This window comes from Fodinibius sediminis, assembly GCF_900182555.1.
GTDB lineage: Bacteria > Bacteroidota > Rhodothermia > Balneolales > Balneolaceae > Fodinibius > Fodinibius sediminis.
In genome coordinates, this window is the sequence record NZ_FXTH01000002.1 from 392,944 (window position 1) to 413,212 (window position 20,269).

The 20,269-nt window shown below is 47.5% G+C and carries 16 protein-coding genes and 6 tRNA genes; 18 read left to right on the plus strand and 4 right to left on the minus strand.

The genetic code is table 11. The annotated features are described in order from the left end of the window. Window positions 1-120: 120 nt before the first annotated feature. Window positions 121-2,703 (plus strand): ATP-dependent Clp protease ATP-binding subunit, encoded by a 2,583-nt coding sequence (locus FN808_RS03725; protein WP_142713209.1) that lies wholly within the window; start codon window positions 121-123, stop codon window positions 2,701-2,703. Between the two features lie 107 nt (window positions 2,704-2,810). On the opposite strand, the gene FN808_RS03730 is transcribed toward FN808_RS03725, so the two are convergent. Continuing rightward, on the minus strand, window positions 2,811-3,935 hold the full coding sequence (locus tag FN808_RS03730; RefSeq protein ID WP_142713210.1) for a hypothetical protein: 1,125 nt from the start codon (window positions 3,933-3,935) through the stop codon (window positions 2,811-2,813). Between the two features lie 139 nt (window positions 3,936-4,074). On the opposite strand from FN808_RS03730, the gene FN808_RS03735 reads away from it, so the two are divergent. From FN808_RS03735 to FN808_RS03770, 8 genes are all read left to right on the plus strand, one after another. Continuing rightward, complete coding sequence (locus tag FN808_RS03735) at window positions 4,075-5,034, plus strand: glycosyltransferase family 2 protein (protein WP_142713211.1); 960 nt, start codon at window positions 4,075-4,077, stop codon at window positions 5,032-5,034. Window positions 5,035-5,104: 70 nt separating this feature from the next. Beyond that, window positions 5,105-5,178: transfer RNA gene (locus tag FN808_RS03740), tRNA-Pro, on the plus strand. 65 nt (window positions 5,179-5,243) lie between these two features. Then, a tRNA-Arg gene (locus FN808_RS03745) sits at window positions 5,244-5,317 on the plus strand. 78 nt (window positions 5,318-5,395) lie between these two features. After that, window positions 5,396-5,466: transfer RNA gene (locus tag FN808_RS03750), tRNA-Cys, on the plus strand. Window positions 5,467-5,508: 42 nt separating this feature from the next. After that, window positions 5,509-5,581, plus strand: a tRNA-Glu gene (locus FN808_RS03755). Window positions 5,582-5,650: 69 nt separating this feature from the next. Continuing rightward, window positions 5,651-5,724: transfer RNA gene (locus FN808_RS03760), tRNA-His, on the plus strand. 117 nt (window positions 5,725-5,841) lie between these two features. Beyond that, window positions 5,842-5,914 (plus strand) — tRNA-Glu (locus tag FN808_RS03765). Window positions 5,915-6,406: 492 nt separating this feature from the next. Next, window positions 6,407-6,946 (plus strand): YceI family protein, encoded by a 540-nt coding sequence (locus FN808_RS03770; protein WP_142713212.1) that lies wholly within the window; start codon window positions 6,407-6,409, stop codon window positions 6,944-6,946. Between the two features lie 549 nt (window positions 6,947-7,495). On the opposite strand, the gene FN808_RS03775 is transcribed toward FN808_RS03770, so the two are convergent. Beyond that, window positions 7,496-7,813, minus strand: a complete 318-nt coding sequence (locus tag FN808_RS03775) for a hypothetical protein (RefSeq protein ID WP_142713213.1) — start codon at window positions 7,811-7,813, stop codon at window positions 7,496-7,498. A gap of 136 nt (window positions 7,814-7,949) precedes the next feature. Between FN808_RS03775 and FN808_RS03780 the strand changes: the two genes are divergently transcribed. The 9 genes from FN808_RS03780 (at window position 7,950) to FN808_RS19405 (ending at window position 16,329) form a co-directional block, all read left to right on the plus strand. Next, window positions 7,950-8,882: a ring-cleaving dioxygenase gene (locus FN808_RS03780; protein ID WP_142713214.1), complete on the plus strand. Its 933-nt coding sequence runs from the start codon at window positions 7,950-7,952 to the stop codon at window positions 8,880-8,882. Window positions 8,883-8,905: 23 nt separating this feature from the next. Then, complete coding sequence (locus tag FN808_RS03785) at window positions 8,906-9,580, plus strand: alpha/beta hydrolase (protein ID WP_142713215.1); 675 nt, start codon at window positions 8,906-8,908, stop codon at window positions 9,578-9,580. Between the two features lie 415 nt (window positions 9,581-9,995). After that, window positions 9,996-10,577 carry an NADPH-dependent FMN reductase gene (locus tag FN808_RS03790; RefSeq protein ID WP_142713216.1) on the plus strand — a complete coding sequence of 194 codons (582 nt, stop codon included), beginning with the start codon at window positions 9,996-9,998 and terminating at the stop codon, window positions 10,575-10,577. A gap of 451 nt (window positions 10,578-11,028) precedes the next feature. Further along, on the plus strand, window positions 11,029-11,607 hold the full coding sequence (locus FN808_RS03795; RefSeq protein ID WP_142713217.1) for a Crp/Fnr family transcriptional regulator: 579 nt from the start codon (window positions 11,029-11,031) through the stop codon (window positions 11,605-11,607). A 345-nt stretch (window positions 11,608-11,952) separates the two neighbouring features. Then, complete coding sequence (locus FN808_RS03800) at window positions 11,953-12,444, plus strand: VOC family protein (RefSeq protein WP_142713218.1); 492 nt, start codon at window positions 11,953-11,955, stop codon at window positions 12,442-12,444. A 793-nt stretch (window positions 12,445-13,237) separates the two neighbouring features. Then, window positions 13,238-13,993, plus strand: coding sequence for an SDR family NAD(P)-dependent oxidoreductase (locus FN808_RS03805; protein ID WP_142713219.1), 756 nt, complete (start codon window positions 13,238-13,240; stop codon window positions 13,991-13,993). A 547-nt stretch (window positions 13,994-14,540) separates the two neighbouring features. Further along, window positions 14,541-15,392 (plus strand): formate/nitrite transporter family protein, encoded by an 852-nt coding sequence (locus FN808_RS03810; RefSeq protein WP_142713220.1) that lies wholly within the window; start codon window positions 14,541-14,543, stop codon window positions 15,390-15,392. Between the two features lie 417 nt (window positions 15,393-15,809). After that, the gene (locus FN808_RS19400) at window positions 15,810-15,971 is read left to right on the plus strand and encodes a TRIC cation channel family protein (protein WP_350354184.1); all 162 of its coding nucleotides are present in this window, start codon (window positions 15,810-15,812) and stop codon (window positions 15,969-15,971) included. Between the two features lie 100 nt (window positions 15,972-16,071). Then, window positions 16,072-16,329: a trimeric intracellular cation channel family protein gene (locus FN808_RS19405; protein ID WP_350354185.1), complete on the plus strand. Its 258-nt coding sequence runs from the start codon at window positions 16,072-16,074 to the stop codon at window positions 16,327-16,329. Between the two features lie 234 nt (window positions 16,330-16,563). Here the strand turns inward: FN808_RS19405 and FN808_RS03825 are convergent, their stop codons facing one another. Then, the gene (locus FN808_RS03825) at window positions 16,564-18,711 is read right to left on the minus strand and encodes a sulfatase-like hydrolase/transferase (RefSeq protein ID WP_142713222.1); all 2,148 of its coding nucleotides are present in this window, start codon (window positions 18,709-18,711) and stop codon (window positions 16,564-16,566) included. 47 nt (window positions 18,712-18,758) lie between these two features. Further along, entirely contained in the window at window positions 18,759-20,258 is a 1,500-nt protein-coding gene (locus FN808_RS03830; protein ID WP_142713223.1) for a sulfatase, read from the minus strand. Window positions 20,259-20,269: the final 11 nt, after the last annotated feature.

The window sequence follows — 20,269 nt, forward strand, 5'->3', positions numbered from 1 at the left end:
TTTTTGTTTGCTTTTGCACGATGCCAGTACTACTTTCGATAAAAGAATATGAACTAAATTCTCGATTCACTCGTTTTACCGATTGATAGATAACCCCAAAAGTTTAAGAAGATTCGATTTATGGAGGGTAATTTCTCAAGCAAAGTTCGAGACGTCATTCAATTCAGTCGTGAAGAAGCACTGCGACTGGGACATGACTATATCGGCACGGAGCACTTAATTTTAGGAATTGTACGTCTTGGCGAAGGTGTAGCTGTTAAAATCTTGAAAAACCTTAATTGCGACCTTTTCAAGCTCAAGAAAACCGTTGAAGATACGGTTCGCGGTACCGGTGGATCTGTAAAAGTCGGTAATATTCCGCTTACAAAACAAGCTGAAAAAGTACTGCGCATAACCTACCTCGAAGCTAAGCTCTACAAAAGTGATACGATTGGCACTGAGCATCTGCTGCTGTCGCTGTTGCGCGATGATGAAAATATTGCCGCACAGATACTGCAGCAGTTCAACGTGTCGTACGATGCAGTTCGCGAAGAGCTGGACCTTATTATTTCAGGAAAATCACCGGACGACGATCGCCAGGATTCTCGATCTGTCTCGGCAAGCCTTTCCTCTTCATCCAAAGGCTCAAAATCGTCTGGAAGCTCACGAGAAAAGAAAATGGAAAAATCAAAAACCCCTGTACTTGACAATTTCGGCCGGGATCTTACGCAGATGGCTGAAGATGATAAACTCGACCCCATCATTGGTCGGGAAGAAGAGATTGAACGCGTCGCTCAGGTACTGAGCCGACGCAAAAAGAACAACCCGGTGCTCATTGGAGAACCCGGCGTTGGCAAGACCGCTATTGCGGAGGGATTAGCGACACGTATTATGGAGCGCAAGGTATCGCGTGTGCTGTATGACAAACGCGTCATAGCCCTCGATCTGGCCGCGCTCGTGGCCGGTACCAAGTACCGCGGGCAGTTTGAAGAGCGTATGAAGGCCGTCATGAGTGAACTAGAGAAGACGGAAAATGTTATCCTCTTTATAGACGAACTTCACACCATCGTGGGTGCCGGAGGGGCCAGCGGCTCTCTCGACGCATCCAACATGCTGAAACCGGCACTGGCACGGGGCGAAGTACAGGCCATCGGGGCAACCACGCTGAACGAATATCGTCAGCACATTGAAAAGGACGGGGCTCTTGAACGACGGTTCCAGAAAATCATGGTTGATCCCACCACCCCGGAAGAGACCGTTGAAATTCTCCGGCAGATCAAGGACAAATACGAGAAGCACCACAGCGTCTCCTACTCCGATGCCGCAATTGAAGCCTGCGTCAAGCTTACCGACCGGTATGTGACGGACCATTTCCTGCCGGACAAGGCGATTGATGCGCTGGACGAGGCGGGCGCGCGCGTCCATCTTTCCAACATCCATGTTCCCCAGCATATCATTGACCTGGAGGAAGAGATTGAACAGACCAGCAAAGAGAAGAACGGCATGGTCAAAAAACAGCGCTTTGAAGAAGCGGCCCGTCTCCGGGACAAGGAAAAAAGACTCACCGACGAACTCGAACAGGCCCAGGAAAAATGGGAGAAAGAGTCCGAAGAGATTATCTATGATGTAGAAGAAAATGATGTTGCCCAGGTTGTGGGCATGATGAGCGGAGTTCCCGTCAGTAAAATCAGCCAGAGTGAAAGCAAGAAGCTGGTTAAGATGAAGGAGGAACTCTCGAAAAAAATCATTGGCCAAAATGAAGCCATTGTAAAGCTTACCAAGGCCATCAAGCGCACGCGTGCCGGACTCAAGGATCCTACGCGGCCCATCGGTTCGTTTATTTTCCTCGGCCCCACCGGGGTTGGTAAAACCGAGATGGCCAAGGTCCTGGCGCAATACCTCTTCGACAAAGAGGACGCCCTTATTCGCATCGATATGAGCGAATACATGGAAAAGTTCTCCGTTTCGCGGCTGGTGGGAGCACCTCCGGGCTATGTGGGCTACGAAGAGGGCGGCATGCTCACAGAAAAGGTGCGCCGCAAGCCCTACAGCGTTGTACTGCTGGATGAAATCGAAAAGGCCCACCCGGATGTATTCAACATCCTGCTGCAGGTGCTGGATGACGGTATACTCACCGATAGTCTGGGTCGCAAGGTGGACTTTCGCAATACCATCATTATCATGACGTCCAATATCGGGGCACGGGATATCCGAAATCTCGGCCAGGGCATCGGTTTTACGCCTGGCGACAGCAGCCTCGACTACGAAAAAATGAAATCAACGATTCAAGATGCACTGAAAAAAGTGTTTAATCCGGAATTCCTCAATCGTATCGATGATGTGATTACCTTCCGCGCACTGGAGAAAGAGGATATTTTCCAGATTATCGACCTGCTCTCCGATGACCTCTTCAAGCGTATCCGTGAACTCGGATACCACATCGAGGTTACCAAAGGGGCCAAGGATTTCCTCAGCGATAAAGGGTTCGATCAGAAGTACGGCGCCCGACCGCTTAAACGAGCAATTCAGAAATATGTGGAAGAGCCACTGGCCGAGGAGCTGCTCGAATCCGAGCATCCCCAGGGCTCAAGCATAAAGATAAAAATGAACAAATCGCGCGACGGACTCACCTTCGATTGGACGGAATCCTCCAAGGAGGAAAGTGACGGCGATGAGGCTTCTGACTCAGAAAACAAGGAGTCGGCCTCCGAAGCCAAGGCATAGTACCTGCTATTATGAAACAATCAAAAAGGCCTCTTGCCACATGCAAGAGGCCTTTTCAGTTTAAAACAGTCAGCCGCCAGAATCCGGAAACGTAAACGTATTTACCGTTAAAAAGAGACCTCAATGTTCAGCTCTTTGTTTGCCCCGGTAAGCCGATAGTTGTTCGACGAGAGCCGCTGAATACCGCGCCGGAGGCTCTCATGGAAGGTCAGACGTCCGGAGTATGAGGTGCTGGTGATATCACGCCTGCCCAGGTCCACTGCCTTGACTTCAATATTGCTCAGCTTTGATGATGAAGTGCTGAAATTACCGCTAACTATAAGAAGCATTTGGTCTTCCGGAACGTATTCAGCCATGAAGACCGGCTCCTGCAGGCTGGTGCTCCCCATATTCTCTCCGGTCAGCACATTGTATACCCGTATCCTGTTCTCAGAAAAAAGTGTCAGGTGGCTGTTGTCGGCCGATAGTGTAGCTCCCTGAAGTTGATTTTCGGCCGAAATACTGTTGATTTGATTTCCATATTTGTCCATAACCACGACCCGGTCACTGGTACCGCTGGCCGCGGTAACAAAACTGACCATGGTTCCATCACCAGACAGATCAAGGTCCTTAATATATCGATCATCACTCTGATAGAGGTACTGAAGTTTCCTGTCGGCATCAACCAGCCGGATCTTCGAACCGACCTGGCCCTCCCGCTTAATTTTGGACGTATAAAGCAGAATTGTTTCCTGGGTCGGATTCATCACAAGCTGTGAAATCGTCTCTCCCTGTTCGCTGTTACTTCCGTTGGATATGTTGGTTCCAATATTGCCCGATTCGTCATGGAATGTAAAGTTCATAATATTATTCCGAAGTAACAGGTGTCCCCCATTGGTCGGATAAATCCCCAGCGAAGGATCGCTGGAACTCAGTGAGATGGAGGAATAGCGGTTGAGGGTATCACCGCTGGCGGTTAACAACGTAACACGGGCCTTTCCCTGAACATTATTCAGCAGACTGACAACCGAGCGGTCAGGGGAAAATCCCAAAGCCGAAAATTGACCGCTGCTCCCGGAATCCAGGAACGTAATTGTCCGGGAGTCTATTGAAACTTTGGCGCCGTCGCTCAGAGAAAGAACCGAAGAACCGTTATCGGCCGTTTCACTAGTTGGAGAAATGGTCACGGATTGTGCAGAAGTCATCACGGGAAGAAGCAGGAGAAACAGTAACTGAAATGAAATACGAATCATAAATCTAAAGGTGCTCGGATATTGAAATTAAAAGAATTTAAGAACGGAATTTTTTCATAGAGATGCAGACAAATATCAGTCCATAATTCTACCATATTCTTTGTAGATTTGGCCTTTTATCAATTTAGCCAAGAATAAGATGTTATTTTCGGTCATTATTCCTGTTTATAATCGCCCGCAAGAAGTTGACGAGCTGCTGGATAGCCTTACGAAGCAAACCTATCCCCACTTTGAAACACTGATTGTCGAAGATGGTTCCGAAAATCGCTGTAAAGATATTGTGGAGAAGTACCGGGAGCAGTTGAATATTCGGTATTACTACAAAAAAAATTCAGGCCAGGGTTTCAGCCGCAATTTTGGCTTCGAACGGGCCGAGGGCGATTACCTGGTGGTATTCGATTCCGACTGCCTCATCCCTCCCCATTACTTTGAAACAGTCAACCAGTACCTTGAGAGGGATCCCGTGGATGCATACGGGGGACCCGACCGGGCCCATGCCGATTTTACGCCCGTACAGAAAGCCATCAGCTACGCCATGACCTCCCCCCTTACCACCGGAGGCATCCGGGGCAACAAACGTCATGCCGGTACCTTTCATCCGCGGAGTTTCAACATGGGGATCTCCCGTCAAGTATACGAGGAGACCGGAGGGTATCGTATTACCCGCATGGGCGAGGATATCGAATTCAGCATTCGCATCATTGATTCCGGATTCAAAACCGCACTCATCGAAAACGCTTACGTCTATCATAAACGACGCACAAATCTGACACAATTTTTTAAACAGCTGCATTTTTTTGGCAGGGCCCGCATCAATATCAGCCGGTTCTATCCCGACCAGATTAAGATCGTCCACTTGCTCCCGGTTATGTTCACTCTTGGCGTACTCTTCTTTTGTTCCCTCCCGTTATGGTCCCTGTGGCTCTTTGAGAAGCTCCTGGTCCCCTTTTTAGCATATTTCGCACTGATCTTCGTTCATTCTTCTTATAAACATCAAAGAATCTCCATTGGACTGCTCAGCATGGCAACGGCATTTATCCAGCTTACAGCCTATGGGATCGGATTTTTAAAAGAATGGTGGGTCAAGCTTCGGGAGTAAAATTCATTTTATTTTGAAATTGATTTGAGATATAAAGACTCTTATATTTGACATCTTTCTGAAAAGAAATCGGGGAGTAGCGCAGTCCGGTAGCGCATTCGCTTTGGGAGCGAAGGGTCGCAGGTTCAAATCCTGTCTCCCCGACACTGTTGAAATTTTGATTGGCAAACGGCAGAAAGCCTAAACGTTTTTTGCTCTTTGAGTTATAGGCGCCCGTAGCTCAACTGGATAGAGCAACGGCCTTCTAAGCCGTAGGTTACAGGTTCGACTCCTGTCGGGCGTACAGGATTAGTTGCATAGTGCACAAACAGCTCCATTTTATGGTTCCCGGAGATAATTTTGTTTGTTACTTTGTATTCAAGGCGACATGGCCGAGTGGTTAGGCAGAGGTCTGCAAAACCTCCTACGGCGGTTCGAATCCGCCTGTCGCCTCAGCCGATATACTGGCAACGTGTTGTTTGACATCATTACAATGCCGCGTTCGTCTAGGGGTTTAGGACGCCGCCCTTTCACGGCGGTAACACGGGTTCGAATCCCGTACGCGGTACTGCTATTAAAACGCAAATGGCCGAGCATACCATTTTGGGGTATCAGCTGTTTGAATAATTGTTTCATGGAGCCTGTAGCTCAGTTGGTTAGAGCGCCAGGTTGTGGCCCTGGAGGCCGTGGGTTCAAATCCCATCAGGCTCCCTTTTTTATCCAAAATATACTTGTAAAATAGATTTTTTACCGGTATTCTTTGGGCCGTTGCCCGGTAGCTTTGCTGAACCATCGTTCGGTAAAGCTTTTTTACTGACACCATGATATGCCGCGTTCGTCTAGGGGTTTAGGACGCCGCCCTTTCACGGCGGTAACACGGGTTCGAATCCCGTACGCGGTACGACAGCCCTTGCAGGTCCCGCCTGCAGGGGCTTATTTATTTGGTAAGAAACAGTTCCCCTTTCTTCTTGGTCTGTCCCCTTTGTTTCAAGTACTGGAATAAGTTTTTATCACTTTTCTGATTCATCTCCCACATAAAACAATGGTCACGACCTGTTAGAAGGCTGCTACAATATTCTGAACCAAAGACTGAGCGAAACAGACATCATTGTATTACCCTCCCCCCGCCCTGGCTTTGTACCAAAAAATCCAGCGTGCTGTGGCTGTATAACATGTACAAAAAGTTGATTAAGCCGTCCCGAACTCCTTTACATACCGGGTTTCCGAATAGGCTATCGCCTGACGGTAGCTGAATCATGGATAAAACCACCCATTGTATGGCACGTTCCTTGATATAAATCAAGACTATTTCATGCCCTATATCAATGATGCCATAATGATGGTTCAGTATGTTGAAAATGAACAAACTGTTTAACATCAAACTAATTTTATTATGAGTACTGCAACAAAAACCATATGGACCATTGATCCAATTCATTCAGAAGTGCAATTCAAGGTAAAACACCTGGTGATTTCCAGCGTTACCGGGAGTTTTCATTCTTTCGATGGAAAAATTAAAGCTGAAGGCGGTGATTTTGAAAATGCCAAAGCGACATTCAAGGCCGACATTAATAGTATTTCCACCAATAATGAAGATCGCGATCAACATCTGAAGTCAGATGATTTCTTTAATGCTGAAGAGTATCCAAAAATTGAATTTGAATCCAAAAATTTTGAGAAGACTGGTGAAGGAGAATACAAAGTTACCGGTGACCTGACCATTCGTGACGTCACCAAAGAAATCGAACTGGATGTCGTTCACGGCGGTACGGCAGGCGATCCTTATGGTAACACCAAAGCAGGATTTGAAGTAACCGGGACAATCAACCGAAAAGAGTTCGGACTCACCTGGGATGCCGTAACCGAAGCAGGGAATGTTGTTGTGGGAGACAAAATAAAACTGCAACTGAACGTGCAGTTTATCCAAAGCTAACACGTCGGATTACGTCCTATACGCTGGAAGCAGGTATCTTTGCTGAAAGATATCCGCTTTTTTATTTTATGACCTTCATCCTCCGATATTTTGTCCCAGCCATCCTTTCAGGTGGCCGCTTCAACGGGAATAAAAAATGAAGCTGCATTTCATCAGGCTTCGGTATTTTTGCACTGCTTGACAGATCAGGGACTATTCACCGAAGCTCCGGGAAACCAGACAATGGATGATTAATTTCCGCTCTGTGATAGTTTTTTGATTACAGGATGAGCCTAAGAACAGAAAACATTCCGTTCCAAGCCTATCTTCCCCTAAGCCACCTCTTGTAAGTTTGTAAAGCTTGGTAAACTTGCGATGCTTGGGTTGTACAACCGTAAAACAGCTGATCCACAACCAAAATGACCCTTTGACCGGACCTTTCCTATCTCCAACTGTAACCTATAACGTTGCATTCAATTTCAAATCCGCCCGGGAATACGGAATCAATGAAACTGTCACAGCCGGTTATAATACGTAGGCGCTGTATGCCGGGGCGGCCTGTGCTCATGTTTAATCTTCCCGATCATCTGCAACCAGAGGTTTTATCGCTTTAAAAATTCCTGCACCTGGCTGAAGTCGATGGCTGCAGCCGGCTATGATAATTCCGGCTGCCGGTTGTTTTTGGACCACTATGACAAATGTAAAATTTTGAGTAATCTTCAGTACGGACTGAGTGCAGCTTCCAGGATTTCTCTCGTCACGTCGAATTCTTGACATACGCAATAAACCAGTTATGCCCTTTTTTATTTCACCAATTCCCCGACTCACCATGGTTGTCAACCTAGCAGCATAGGTTTTGCAATAGAGAACAAATTCTCCATTTATCATGGAATATCGCATTTCCAATGAACCGTCCGGTTGATATATATCAAGTATTGATCCTGACGAATATCAATGCATTCCTCACAGAATATAATTAGTTTAATAATAAATGATTTAACGTCAATGAATAAATCAAGTTGCCATGAAAAAACACAATAAAGGAATTCATCATATTACTGTACTTTCGGGCGATGCCCAGCGAAACGCCGATTTTTACGTACAATCCCTTGGAATGCGGTTGGTAAAAAAATCGGTCAACCAGGACGATCCAAGTACCTACCACCTGTTTTATGGCAATGCTAATGGTTCTCCGGGGTCCGGGCTGACGTTCTTCCCCTGGCCAATGGCACGACAGGGCAAATCCGGTCTGGGTGAAGCCATCAAAGTTGCTTTCGCTGTTCCTTCCAACTCAATGGAATACTGGGTTGAACATTTTGGTGCAGAAGGCATCGACTTTGATGGTCCCTATGACCGGTTTGGACAACAAACCTTAGGGTTTAAAGATCCCGATCGCCTGCAGCTGGAACTCGTATTTGATGAGCAGGCAGATCAATTGCCGGGCTGGGATGAAGGCACCGTACCGGCAGCATACGGTATACGGGGGTTTCGGGGAACTACACTCCGTTTGAAAAAACATGAACCAACAGCTGAAGTGTTACAAACGGTGTTCGGCTTTGAGGAAACCGGCCAAGAGGATAATGCATGGCTTTACACAACAGAGGCCCCTGTAGGCGGGTCTGTTATCATTGAAGAGGGGAAGTCCAAACCTTCGGCAAATGGGCGGGGAATTGTCCACCATGTCGCCTTCCGTGCCAAAGATGATGAGGAGCTGTCCGAACTGCGTAAGAAAGTAATCGCGATGGATTTAAATCCGACGACTATTATTGATCGACACTGGTTCCACTCGGTTTACTTCCGGTCTCCGGGCGGAGTCCTGTTTGAAATAGCAACCGATGGTCCGGGCTACGATGTGGATGAGGATCCCGACAGGCTGGGAGAAAAACTTATTCTTCCACCCTGGCTTGAGTCTCGCAGAGAGATAATCGAAAAGCGATTACCTGATATCACCGTTTAAATTTAATATTGTTAGAAAAAGATATGTCATTATTCCGAGTTGATCCGCAACACCCATTTCACGGACCACATCAAGGACTACCACATGCCGAGCATGGGGCATCGTTGTCCCGCGCAAAAGCAGCCATGGTGATGATTCACGGACGGGGTGCTGGCCCACAAAGCATGTTTCCTCTTGCTGATGAATTTGCACAACCTGATTTCCATTACAGGGCTCCCCGGGCCCATAACCATACCTGGTATCCCCACTCCTTTTTGACACCCAAAACTCAAAATAAACCAGGTATCTCCAGTGGAATACAAGAGATTTACAATGTGCTCGACGACATAGCGGCAGGGGGCATCCCCCGAAAGAAGGTCCTACTGCTGGGCTTCTCACAAGGGGCATGTCTGGCGTCCGAATTTGCAGCTCGTCACCCGCAGAAACTGGGAGGAGTCGTCGCTCTCAGCGGCGGTTTGATCGGGCCCACTATCGACGAATTGAATTATACAGGCTCAATGGAGCAGACCCCGGTTTTCCTGGGATGCAGCAATGTGGACCCCCATATCCCCAAAGAGCGCGTGGACAAGACGGAAGAGATTTTCCACAAGCTCGGTGCAACTGTGACGAAGCGGATTTATGAGGGAATGGGACACACGGTAAATGAAGATGAAATAAAAACCGTCCGCGGTATCATGGCCCATGTATTAAATAGTTGAATGGATCTGCTGACCTTTTAACACAGCACACTGCTATGAAAGCTAGTCGTCTTTGCACCGGTGCCAATGGTTAATATCATTTTACGGATATCAGGATAACACTCAATAACGCCGGCAAATCGGTGAGGTATCTGAAAATAGAATACGAATGGTATTATTTTTTGACGGATGGAGCCTGATTATGACTGAGATAATATCCCACGACCTCAGTATATCACTATGCTGGATGCTTCGGTGGATGTTGAAATGAAAAATGGACCAATACAATGGTTTTCTACCGGCGATATATTTGCTGGTGGAAGAGGTAACGGATCACGGACTTAAACAACGTGGTAGATAAGAAGTCCCGAACCTCTGTGTTTGTGACGCTGAATAAAAAACTTATACTATCCTTAAACCATAACCGATTTAAAAAATGAATGCAGCTTCAGATAACAATCAGGACATCAAAATTCTGGCATTTGCCGGAAGTCTCCGCAGCGGATCCTATAATAAAGCCATACTGCGAGCAGCAAAAAAACTTGCCCCGAAATCAATGAATATCCATATTTTTGATCTGGAAGGTATTCCGCTCTACAATGCGGATGTGGAGGCCAACGGGGATCCCGGGCGAGTAATGGAATTCAAGGAAGCGATCCGCAGATCGGATGGGCTTCTTATTGCAACGCCCGAATACAACCATGGGGTTCCTGCTGTCACAAAAAATGCGATTGACTGGGCTTCACGGCCGGCAAAAAACGCGCCGTTGAATGAAAAACCCGTTGGAATTCTCGGTGCCTCACCCGGCAGGACGGGTTCTGCGCGCGGACAAAGCCAGTTGCGACAGGCTTTTGAATTCACCAATTCGTACTGTATGCCTCAACCGGAAATACTGGTGTCACTTGCCCATAAGAAATTTGACAATGATGGAGCCTTGACAGACGAAACCACCAGAAAATATCTGGAAAAGTATTTGGAAGCGCTCTATGACTGGATAAATAAATTCTCAGACCAATAAAGAGACCATCCAAAGGAGCAGGATGAGAAAAGAATATCCCTCGGCCTGGATATCTGCAAAAGCAGCACGAGTCGCTTGAAACTGAAGCTATTATGAGCGATACCCCCAATCACACAGTTATTACTGGGGGGCTGAATCCATCATTATTGACATTAACGCTGATCCATGATCGTATGGCCGGAATATCCCTTTTTAAGAAGCAGACAGCACCGTTGCACCTATGGGTTTTAAGCAATAAAAATTTTACAAAGGAAAAATAACCTTAATAGCACTGAAGATGAAGTGAAAAGTATACTGAGTGTGTTTAGATTGAACAGTGCAAACCTGCCGGAATGGCTTGATAAAATCAACTAATGCTGCATTGGGAAACAACCTCTACCCTCTTACTGTATAGACTATCACTCTTTGAATTTTTACATTGGATCAGCGCCCACGCTAAACCTTCTATTGTATGTTTGATCAACTGTATAAAAGTATCCATGACCATGTTGCGTTGTCTGATGATGAATGGGAACGGTGCAAAAACAATTTCCGTCCCAAGCGGATGCTCAAACGGCAATTTCTGCTCCAGGAAGGTGATGTTTGCCGCGAGCTGGCGTTTGTAGAGAAGGGAGCACTCTGTTCGTACTCCGTAGATTCAAAGGGCAGTCAACATGTTTTGCGTTTTGCGTTTGACGGCTGGTGGATTGCCGATCTGCAAAGCTTTTTCACCCAAAAGCCATCTACAGTGAATACTGAAGTTCTCGAAGACAGTGAACTGCTTGTACTGGACAGAAAAAATCACGAGAGGCTTCTGAATGAAATTCCAGCCTATGAGCGATACCATCGCATTATCCTTCAGAATGCCTATGTAGCCTTGCAGCAACGCCTGGAAAATGCGTTGGGACTTACGGCCGAGGAAAAGTATACCCGCCTGATCAAACATAATCCCGAATTTCTGAATCGCGTACCCCTCAATCTGGTAGCCTCTTATCTTGGTATTAGCCCTGAAACACTGAGCCGTGTTCGCAGTAATTTTACCGCTAAATAAACCCCTGCTGAAGGAACTCATCTCCTTCAATAACCGACTTGACAAACGGGTCAATCGCAATCAATGATAATTCGTTTCCGGGGCACCGCTTACGGCATACGCAGCCTGTCTTTTCGCCTATTTTGGTCTCGCAGCACGTCGGGTATCTCATCGTGACTTTTTTCTGTCGTATCGCGGTTTTTAACAAATGATTTCAGACTTTACTTCACTAGACCCTTAATAAATAATCCTTTGTTATCTTCAGCCACCTGTTGGATATCCTTGGTAATCACAGTCTAAAGTTGAAGCCAATTCAAACGATCAGCGCAGAACTCAATGCCGCGCTCTAATTAAACAAACCCTGCAATGAATAATGAATACACCACACCTGCTGAAACCAGTATCGGGCACGTGCATTTGAAAGTGTCTGACCTGGACCGGGCACTCGAATTTTACCGCGGGCTGCTGGGCTTTGAGCTGACCACCATGTATGGCGAAAATGCGGCTTTTCTGTCAGCCGGCGGCTATCATCATCACATTGGACTCAATACCTGGCACAGCAAGGGTAGTTCGCCCGCCCCCCGCAACAGTGCCGGGTTGTATCACACTGCCATTCTGTATCCCACAAGAAAAGACCTGGCCGTAATTCTACAGCGGCTGATGGATGCGGACTATCCCATCAGTGGAGCCAGTGATCACGGCGTCTCAGAAGCCGTATACCTGGAAGACCCGGATGGCAATGGGGTGGAGCTCTACCGTGATCGTCCCAAAAAGGAATGGGAATATGCCGCGGACGGTTCAGTCAGGATGGTCACCCGTCCACTCGATCTGCAGAGTCTGCTTAGTGAGTTGGATTAAAAACACTTTTCTGTCATACAATCAATCCTCCTGACCTCCTACTCCAAGGAGGAACTCATTTAGCAGAGAAAGGGTACAGTAGCTTTCAATGATTATTGATTCTCAAAAATACCTCTTGGAGAAGAGAGATTTAGGGGAGATTGAATCTCTGCTAAAGTACAGAAATTTAAATTGTAATCGGAAAACACAGGTTAATCAGGAATACCTGTATTAACTTATAAAGAAATTGAAAATCACATACTGGATCGCAACTGGAATCTTCAGTGCCATGATGCTTTTCCGTGCGGTAACGTATTTTACCAGCTCGCAAATGGCCCAAATCTTTGAGCACCTGGGATTCCCCGATTATTTCGATGAGAACTGGGCATAACCCAAATAATCGGCCTAATGCTGTCGCTTGCCCCATTTACAGGACATCTCAAAAAGTGGGTCTTGCCGGCTTTAGCATCAACATGATTTCGACGGTCATCGCGCACGATGTTTTGGGCGATCCCGTATCGGTGGAATTTACGCCCTTCTCTTTTTGGTCGTATTAACGGTTCCGTATCAGATGCTCCGCACGCTGGATGAAGAAGGTAACCCTGCTTTTGTAGCGAATCTGATACCTTCAACTTTGTAGAAAGAACTCCCACCTGTCCAGGGCCAACAAGTGATGCAGGGCACGGCCCCTTGAATTTTCCTCTTTCTTTTACTGGATCGAGTGTTTTTTTGAAATAACTGAAAGTGGCAGGGCGGTAAAGTATATTGTTAGCAATAGAACAATTACACCGTAATAAATATAAGGGTGAATATGATGAAACAATTAGAAAACAAAGTATCCATTGTAACAGGCGCAGCTGCAGGCATAGGAAAAGCAACCGCCCTGTTGCTGGCCAAAGAAGGTGCAAAAGTGGTAGTAAGTGATATTGCGGAAGATGAAGGAAAAAAGGTTGTCAACGATATTGAAAACAATGGCGGAAAAGCTCTATTTGTTAAAGCTGATACCTCCAGGCCGAAAGATCATGAGAAGCTGGTTCAAAAAACAGTGCATGAATTTGGACAGCTGGATATTGCCATCAACAATGCCGGCATCGGAGGTCCGCAGGAACCAGTAGGTGAATACCCGGTTGATGGATGGGACAACGTCATCGGCATTAATCTTTCAGGGGTCTTTTACGGGATGAATCAGCAGATTCCCGCCATGCTCGACTCCGGAGGCGGCAGCATCATTAATATGGCATCCATTCTTGGCTCAGTAGGTACGCCCGGTGCTGCCGGCTATGTAGCCGCCAAGCACGGAGTTGTGGGCCTCACCAAAGGTGCCTCCCTGGAATACGCCGCACAAAACATTCGGATAAATGCCATTGGACCCGGCTATATCTATACCAACCTGGTCAACGAAGAAACAATGGGTAAAGAAGGCATCAAATCCCTCGAAAAGCTGCACCCCATGGGCAGACTGGGTGAGGCGGAAGAAGTCGCTCAGCTGGTACTGTGGCTGGCCTCTGATCAATCCTCATTTGTTACCGGCAGTTACTATCCGGTTGACGGTGGCTACCTGGCACAATAGTACTTATATGTGAAATATCGATAACAGAGACCTGGCTTTCCCACCTGTTGTTCAGACACTCGGGCTGGTGGATCCGGTACCTCTCATTGAAGCCTTAGTGGCCATAACTACATAAAACTGGCAACAGGCAGTCATTAAGCGGGGAACGATATGCAGATAAAAATATTCTCATTATCAGCGGCGTGTATTACGGACTGCCCCTCACCAAAGCAGGTAAAATAGAAAAAAGGTATCCCCCTCCTGTCGTGGGATAAAACAATCAGCGTTATTTCCATCACGGCTGTACCAGGTAGCGGCAGGATAGCTAGGAGTTTCATCAATTTGTAGCCCGTCCTGCCGTAATCATGGCAAAGGCTGCCGAAAGGAGCATTGGCAAGAACAGGTCCTTGGCTAACCTTAATAAGACTTAAAAAAATCGGACAATTGACGAATACCACCTGGTACCCCCCCCTGAAAATAATCAGCTGGATTCTTTTGCAAAGACCTCCTTTGGGCTTAGTTTATTGTAAAGTTTTTCACTGACGAAGAAATCCCACTAAAATACCATATGGAAAATAATAATAACAACCAGGCGCCCCACCAAAAACGCTTGGAAGAAAAAGCCAAAAAGGCCAAAACTTCAAAAAGTTACAGCGACATTCTGAGCACCGTTATCCACGAAGGAGAAGCGATGTTTTCCCTGAATAACAAGACCGTATTTCTAAGTTCTATTGTTGCCGGCCTGGAAATAGGTTTCAGCTACCTTTTGGTTTGTGCCCTGTTCTTTTTTTGGGAAGGAACCCTCCCAAACAGTGCCATATTCCAATTGTTCAGCATTGTTTACCCCGTAGGCTTTATCATGGTGATCGTTGGAAAATCGGCGTTATTTACGGAACAGACCTCTATTTTAGTACTGCCTGTTTTAAACGGTCAGCGAAGTATATGGGAACTACTTCGTATGTGGGCAAATGTAATTATCGGTAATATTATAGGCGGGATCATCTTTGCAATTTTTATCAGCTATTTAGCCCCCCGAATGAATTTGTTCACACATCAAACCATGGCAACAATTGGGGAGCACATCCTTAGTTATAACCACTTGGTTATCTTTTTAAGTGCTATAACGGCGGGATGGCTTATGGGTCTGTTGACCTGGCTTCTGAGCTCCATCGTGAACTCAATTACCCGGATTGCATTGATTGCGATGATTACGGCGATCATCGGCTTTGGCGGATTGCATCACAGTATTGTTGGTAATATTGAGGTATTCGGGGCATTCCTGTTTTCTGATACTATCTCCTTTCTTGATTATATAACATTTCTGGCTATTGCACTCACAGGAAATGGTGTTGGAGGTGCCATCGTTGTAGCCCTGTTTAAATACCGCGTGTTTCAATCTAATTTTATTGAAAACGAATAGAGAATTGCCTCTTGAGATACATCAAATCTATTTTCTGTTGAATACCAATGGAGCAGTAGCGATGGTGTAATAAATCAAATAGAAATAATACCATCTACCATACAGTACATGAGATATACCTGCAAAAAATGGCACCAAGTTTCCACCCGGTCAGAAGTTCAATCTCACAGTATAACACCTGGTAATTTTGACTGCTTTCGCCAGGTTTTTTAAAGTCAAAATCTAATGATTTGGAAAGTACCGGGATACATTTTACGGCTGATGCGGGGGCTTCATTACACGTTATGCCCCCTGCTCCAATTGATTTTCAATGCAGGAGAATATTGGCAGTCGGATATGTTATAAGAATCTGGTAACAAGAATCAGGGTAAGCAAATCTATACCATCAATATAATTGAACTTTCTGGGTATCAGTTCCTGGCTACAGCCGAGGACCTTGGAACCTTTACCTTTGCCGTATCAGGGACAACGGCGGCTATTCAAAATCGCTATTATTTATATGGAATTCTCGTATTGGCTTTTGTTACGGCCAGTGGAGGGAGACGATCCGTGATATGCTGGTTGGAAATTTGCCCGTGAGCTGACTGATAAACTCGCGGCCAATCTGGTCAGTATTTGCCGGTTTTTTGCTCACGGTCATTCTGCACAGCCACATGCAAAAAATACAGAGCTGGATTTTATTTTTTTATGCTGTGGGTCTGGGATTTTCACGGTAATGGGTATTCCGGTTGGCCTCAATGCTGAAATAGATATTGGTATCGCAATTGCGCTGGGAACCATTACCGGGTGGTTGGGAGGAGTTGTGCGGGATGCTCTATCGGGATCCACTCCCTTGATCTTTCGCAGGGAGATTTACGCCACGTCTTCTATCATAGGTGGTTTGCTTTATGCAGGTCTTCTTTTCCAATTTGGCAAAAGCCAATATGGATACGATTGACAGCGATAATAAGCACCACTGGAATAAGATTTATGGCGTACCACTACCAGCCTGACTTACCGCATTTTGCTATAAATAAGCTGAAGAAACTATCCGGAATTGAAAGAACATAGAACATCCGGGACTTCATCTGCAGATGGTAATTTACTCTGTCCCTGCTCTTATGGCTGGCATCCCGCATTGCGTAGGTTTGGGGGAATGATCAACAGGGCGCCATGTTTCAAAAAACAAGCCTCACCTGCCCCGTCTAAAGCGCCCAGGTGGAACAGGCTGTTTTGAGATGCCCGGTCCGCTCCACTGCAGCTGCAGCCGGACATCCTCTCTATTTCCATTCATAAAATAGAGCCGAAATGGATGCAGCCCCGCTTTCAGCTTTATCTCACCGGTGCGTTCGGTACCGGGGCGGTATCCATAGTCCGCATCAATGACGGTTGCATCATGAATGCGCAACACCGCCCCCATAGCGGTGCTTAAATAAAGCTTGTAGGTCCCGTCCGCTGGAACATCGATATATCCCCTGAAAAACAGGGCCCGGTGATCCTTGTCCGCCACCCCGGGATCCGGCCGGCTGGCCTTGCCGGTGGCTGCCGGTTCAAGTGTCCTGACACGGGGAACCCAGGGAAAGGTACCGTCGTACGCCTTCCAGGTAACCCCTGCTTCTGTCTCCCCGTTACTGGCCGGAGGCATCATTTCATCATCATATGGGCGAGGGGCCGATTCATTGGGCATACGCGACTGCAGGGCCCTGTCTTTCATTTTTTGTTGTAGCTTACCGATGAACCTCTGATTCTCCGGCTGCTGAGCCAGGTTATCGGTTTGCTGGGGATCTTTAGGTACATTATAAATTTCGAAATCGTCCTGAGCTGACTCAATATCATACCGCACGCCAACATAGTCTCCCATTCGCACTACTTGCATTTGATTTCGCTCACGCCCCTGGTGTTCCATAGAAAAATCTTCATATTCAGGGGTGGAGCCTCCCTGGAAGTATTCCAGGTAAATCGTGCGGTCGTGGTTAATCTCCCCCCCTTCCAGTTCGGGCAGCAATGAGACACCATCCGCAATGGCCGGTGCCGGAGCTCCCGCTGCATTTACAAAGGTTGGCAGCCAGTCATAATTAATGCTTGGAAAGTCAATAACCTGGCCTGCGGGTATGGTGGCGGGCCAGTAGGCTATAGTCGGCACGCGTATGCCCCCTTCCCAGGTATCCCTCTTGATGCCATCAAAGGGACCAAAACTTTCAAAAAATGTTGGTTTATTGGGTTCATACTCCTCGGGCAGGTACGACTCCCGGGAGGGACCGTTGTCGGAGGTAAAGACAATCAGCGTATTTGAGTCGACCCCCAGGTCTTCAAGCAACGTCACAATATCCCCCACCCCACTGTCAATTCTCCTGTTGGCGGTGGCATACCGCTTATAAACATCCGGCCACGCAATTTCCGGGGTTGATGCCTTTTTATCATGGTCGAACGTTGCCTGTGCATAATCCGGATGCACCCAGGAGTCCACCTTACCCGAAGCCGTATTAATCATCTGGCCCGCTTCACCGGTCCACTGCAGTCCCCCGTCAAGCCCTCCTCCTTCAGGATAGGGCTGGGTCGGTAATTCAAGCACTGCATGCGGGGTGTCATAGGCCAGATAAGCAAAAAAGGGTTCATCATCGTTGCTGTTTTGGACCTGATCAGTAATCCACTGTTTCGCGGCGGCCGTCCACAGATCCGCTGTGTAGGCCTTGTCCAGTTTTGGGGTAATATTTTCCCTGTTCCGCCAAACTTCCTTCTGCCCGCGATAAATACCTTCCTTGGGATAATGTTCATGTCCATCGCGATGCCGCATATACCCCAGGAAATAATCGAAGCCGCGGTTCAGCGGGTGTGCCGGCCATTCATCCCCATCCTCAGAATATCGCTCATCGCCCTGGAGCCCCCACTTCCCAAAAGCAGCGGTAGCATAGCCAAGCTCCTTCAGAACGGTAGCCATGGTGTGATTATCTGCCAGCGCCTTGTCGAACTGGTTATCCCTGATGTTGGCATGCCCCTGCGAGAGCCCTGACAGCAGGGAGGCGCGCGAGGGTGCACATACGGGAGCCGATACATAATGATGAGTAAGCCGGGCCCCTTCTGCAGCCAGCCGATCAAGGTTGGGGGTTCGCTGCCACGGTTCACTTCGATCCCCCTCTTTTTTTCGACTGTTTTGATAAAAAACGCCTACATCTCCCCAGCCCATGTCATCCGTGAGGATGAAAATAATATTGGGTTTGGAAGAAGCTGGATCGTCATCCCTGTTCGTTTCTTTCTGGCCACAACCCCAGGCGACGGTTCCCAATAAGATCAGGCATGGCAAAAGAAATGAGGACCGGTATCTATTACTAATATTCTTCATACTGGCTGAAAGATGTTATTAAGAATTTATATACGTATTTCAGGTGATCAATTCGCTTCATCCCGGGAATTCTCTGACGGAAGCCGGGCTCCCACGGAACTTTTCCACCGATCGAGCCTCTGCTTGAGCTCACGGACCAGCTCCGGCTTTTCATCCACCAGGTTTGACTGCTCTGCCATATCATCCGAGATATTATACAGCTCGGTATGGCCATCTTCATAAAACTCGATCAGCTTGTAATCTCCTCTTCGGATGGCACTTGAAGGTGATCCACCCTGATTGCCGTAGTGCGGATAGTGAAAATACAAGGGGCCCCTATCCATCCTTTTCCCCTGGAGCAGCGGCACCAGGCTTTTCCCATCCCGATGCTGCTCGGGTTGAAGCGGAAGTCCCGCCGCTTCCAAAATAGTGGGATAGAAGTCCATGCTGACGACCGGCTCCTGCGTGGCAGCCCCCGGGGTAGTTACGCCCGGCCATTTGATGATCATCGGTTCACGAATACCTCCTTCGTACATCCATCCCTTGCCGGCCCGCAGGGGCCTATTCGACGTCGGGTGCCCCTCTGAAGTGGAGAGTCCGCCATTATCAGAGAAGAAGATGACAATGGTATTCTCTTCGATTTCCCGTTCCCGAATACTGCGGATTACTTTCCCCACCGCCTGATCCATAGCCTCAACCATTCCGGCATATACCGCTGATTCCTGGATCAATCGTACTTTCCGATCTCCCTCCTGTCCCCATTTTTCCTCAAGGCCCAGCTCTTCCTTCTTTTCCTTGTATTTATCTATCAGATCCTTTCGAGCCTGCTGCGGGTTATGTACGGAGTAAAAGGACAGGTAGGCAAAAAAGGGCGCATCGCCGCTTTTTTTGATAAAATCGACCGTTTCCGCTGCCAGCCGATCCGGCAAGTGCTCACCGTTGGGTCCGTCAGAAAGACGTGGATTGTCATACGGTGAAAAATAGTTGTTGGGCTGTCCCTTGTGGTAACCGCCCTTGTTAACATCAAAACCCTGATTCTCCGGCCAGTATTTTTCCTCTCTTCCAAGGTGCCACTTCCCGGCAAAAAATGTACGGTATCCGTGCTGTTTTAGGGCCTCCGCTATGGTTTCTTCCTCCAGAGGCAAATAGGGCTGGTAGCGAGCAGGCAGCAGTGGTTTGTCCTGGGTCCAGTGTCCCTCTACCCTGTCCGGCTGGGGTGCCCCAAACCAATCCGTGGTATTCATGCGGCCGGGATTTTTACCGGCCATTATACTGGCTCGCGTTGGCGAGCATACCGGGCTGGCCGCATAGGCCTGCAGAAAACTCATGCCCTCTGCAGCCAGTGCATCAATATTCGGTGTTTCATAAAAAGTACTACCAAAACTGCCAATATCCTTCCATCCCAGATCATCCACCAGGAAAAAAACGATGTTGGGCCGGTCATTCTTTTCAGGCTGTGCCGTCATAACGCCGGGAACAGCAATTAACAGGAAAGTGCTTGCCACGGCCAGTGCAAACCATTTGAGTACCACAGGTTTGCACATATGCATTGAATATTGGTTATTCATAGGTACTGTTG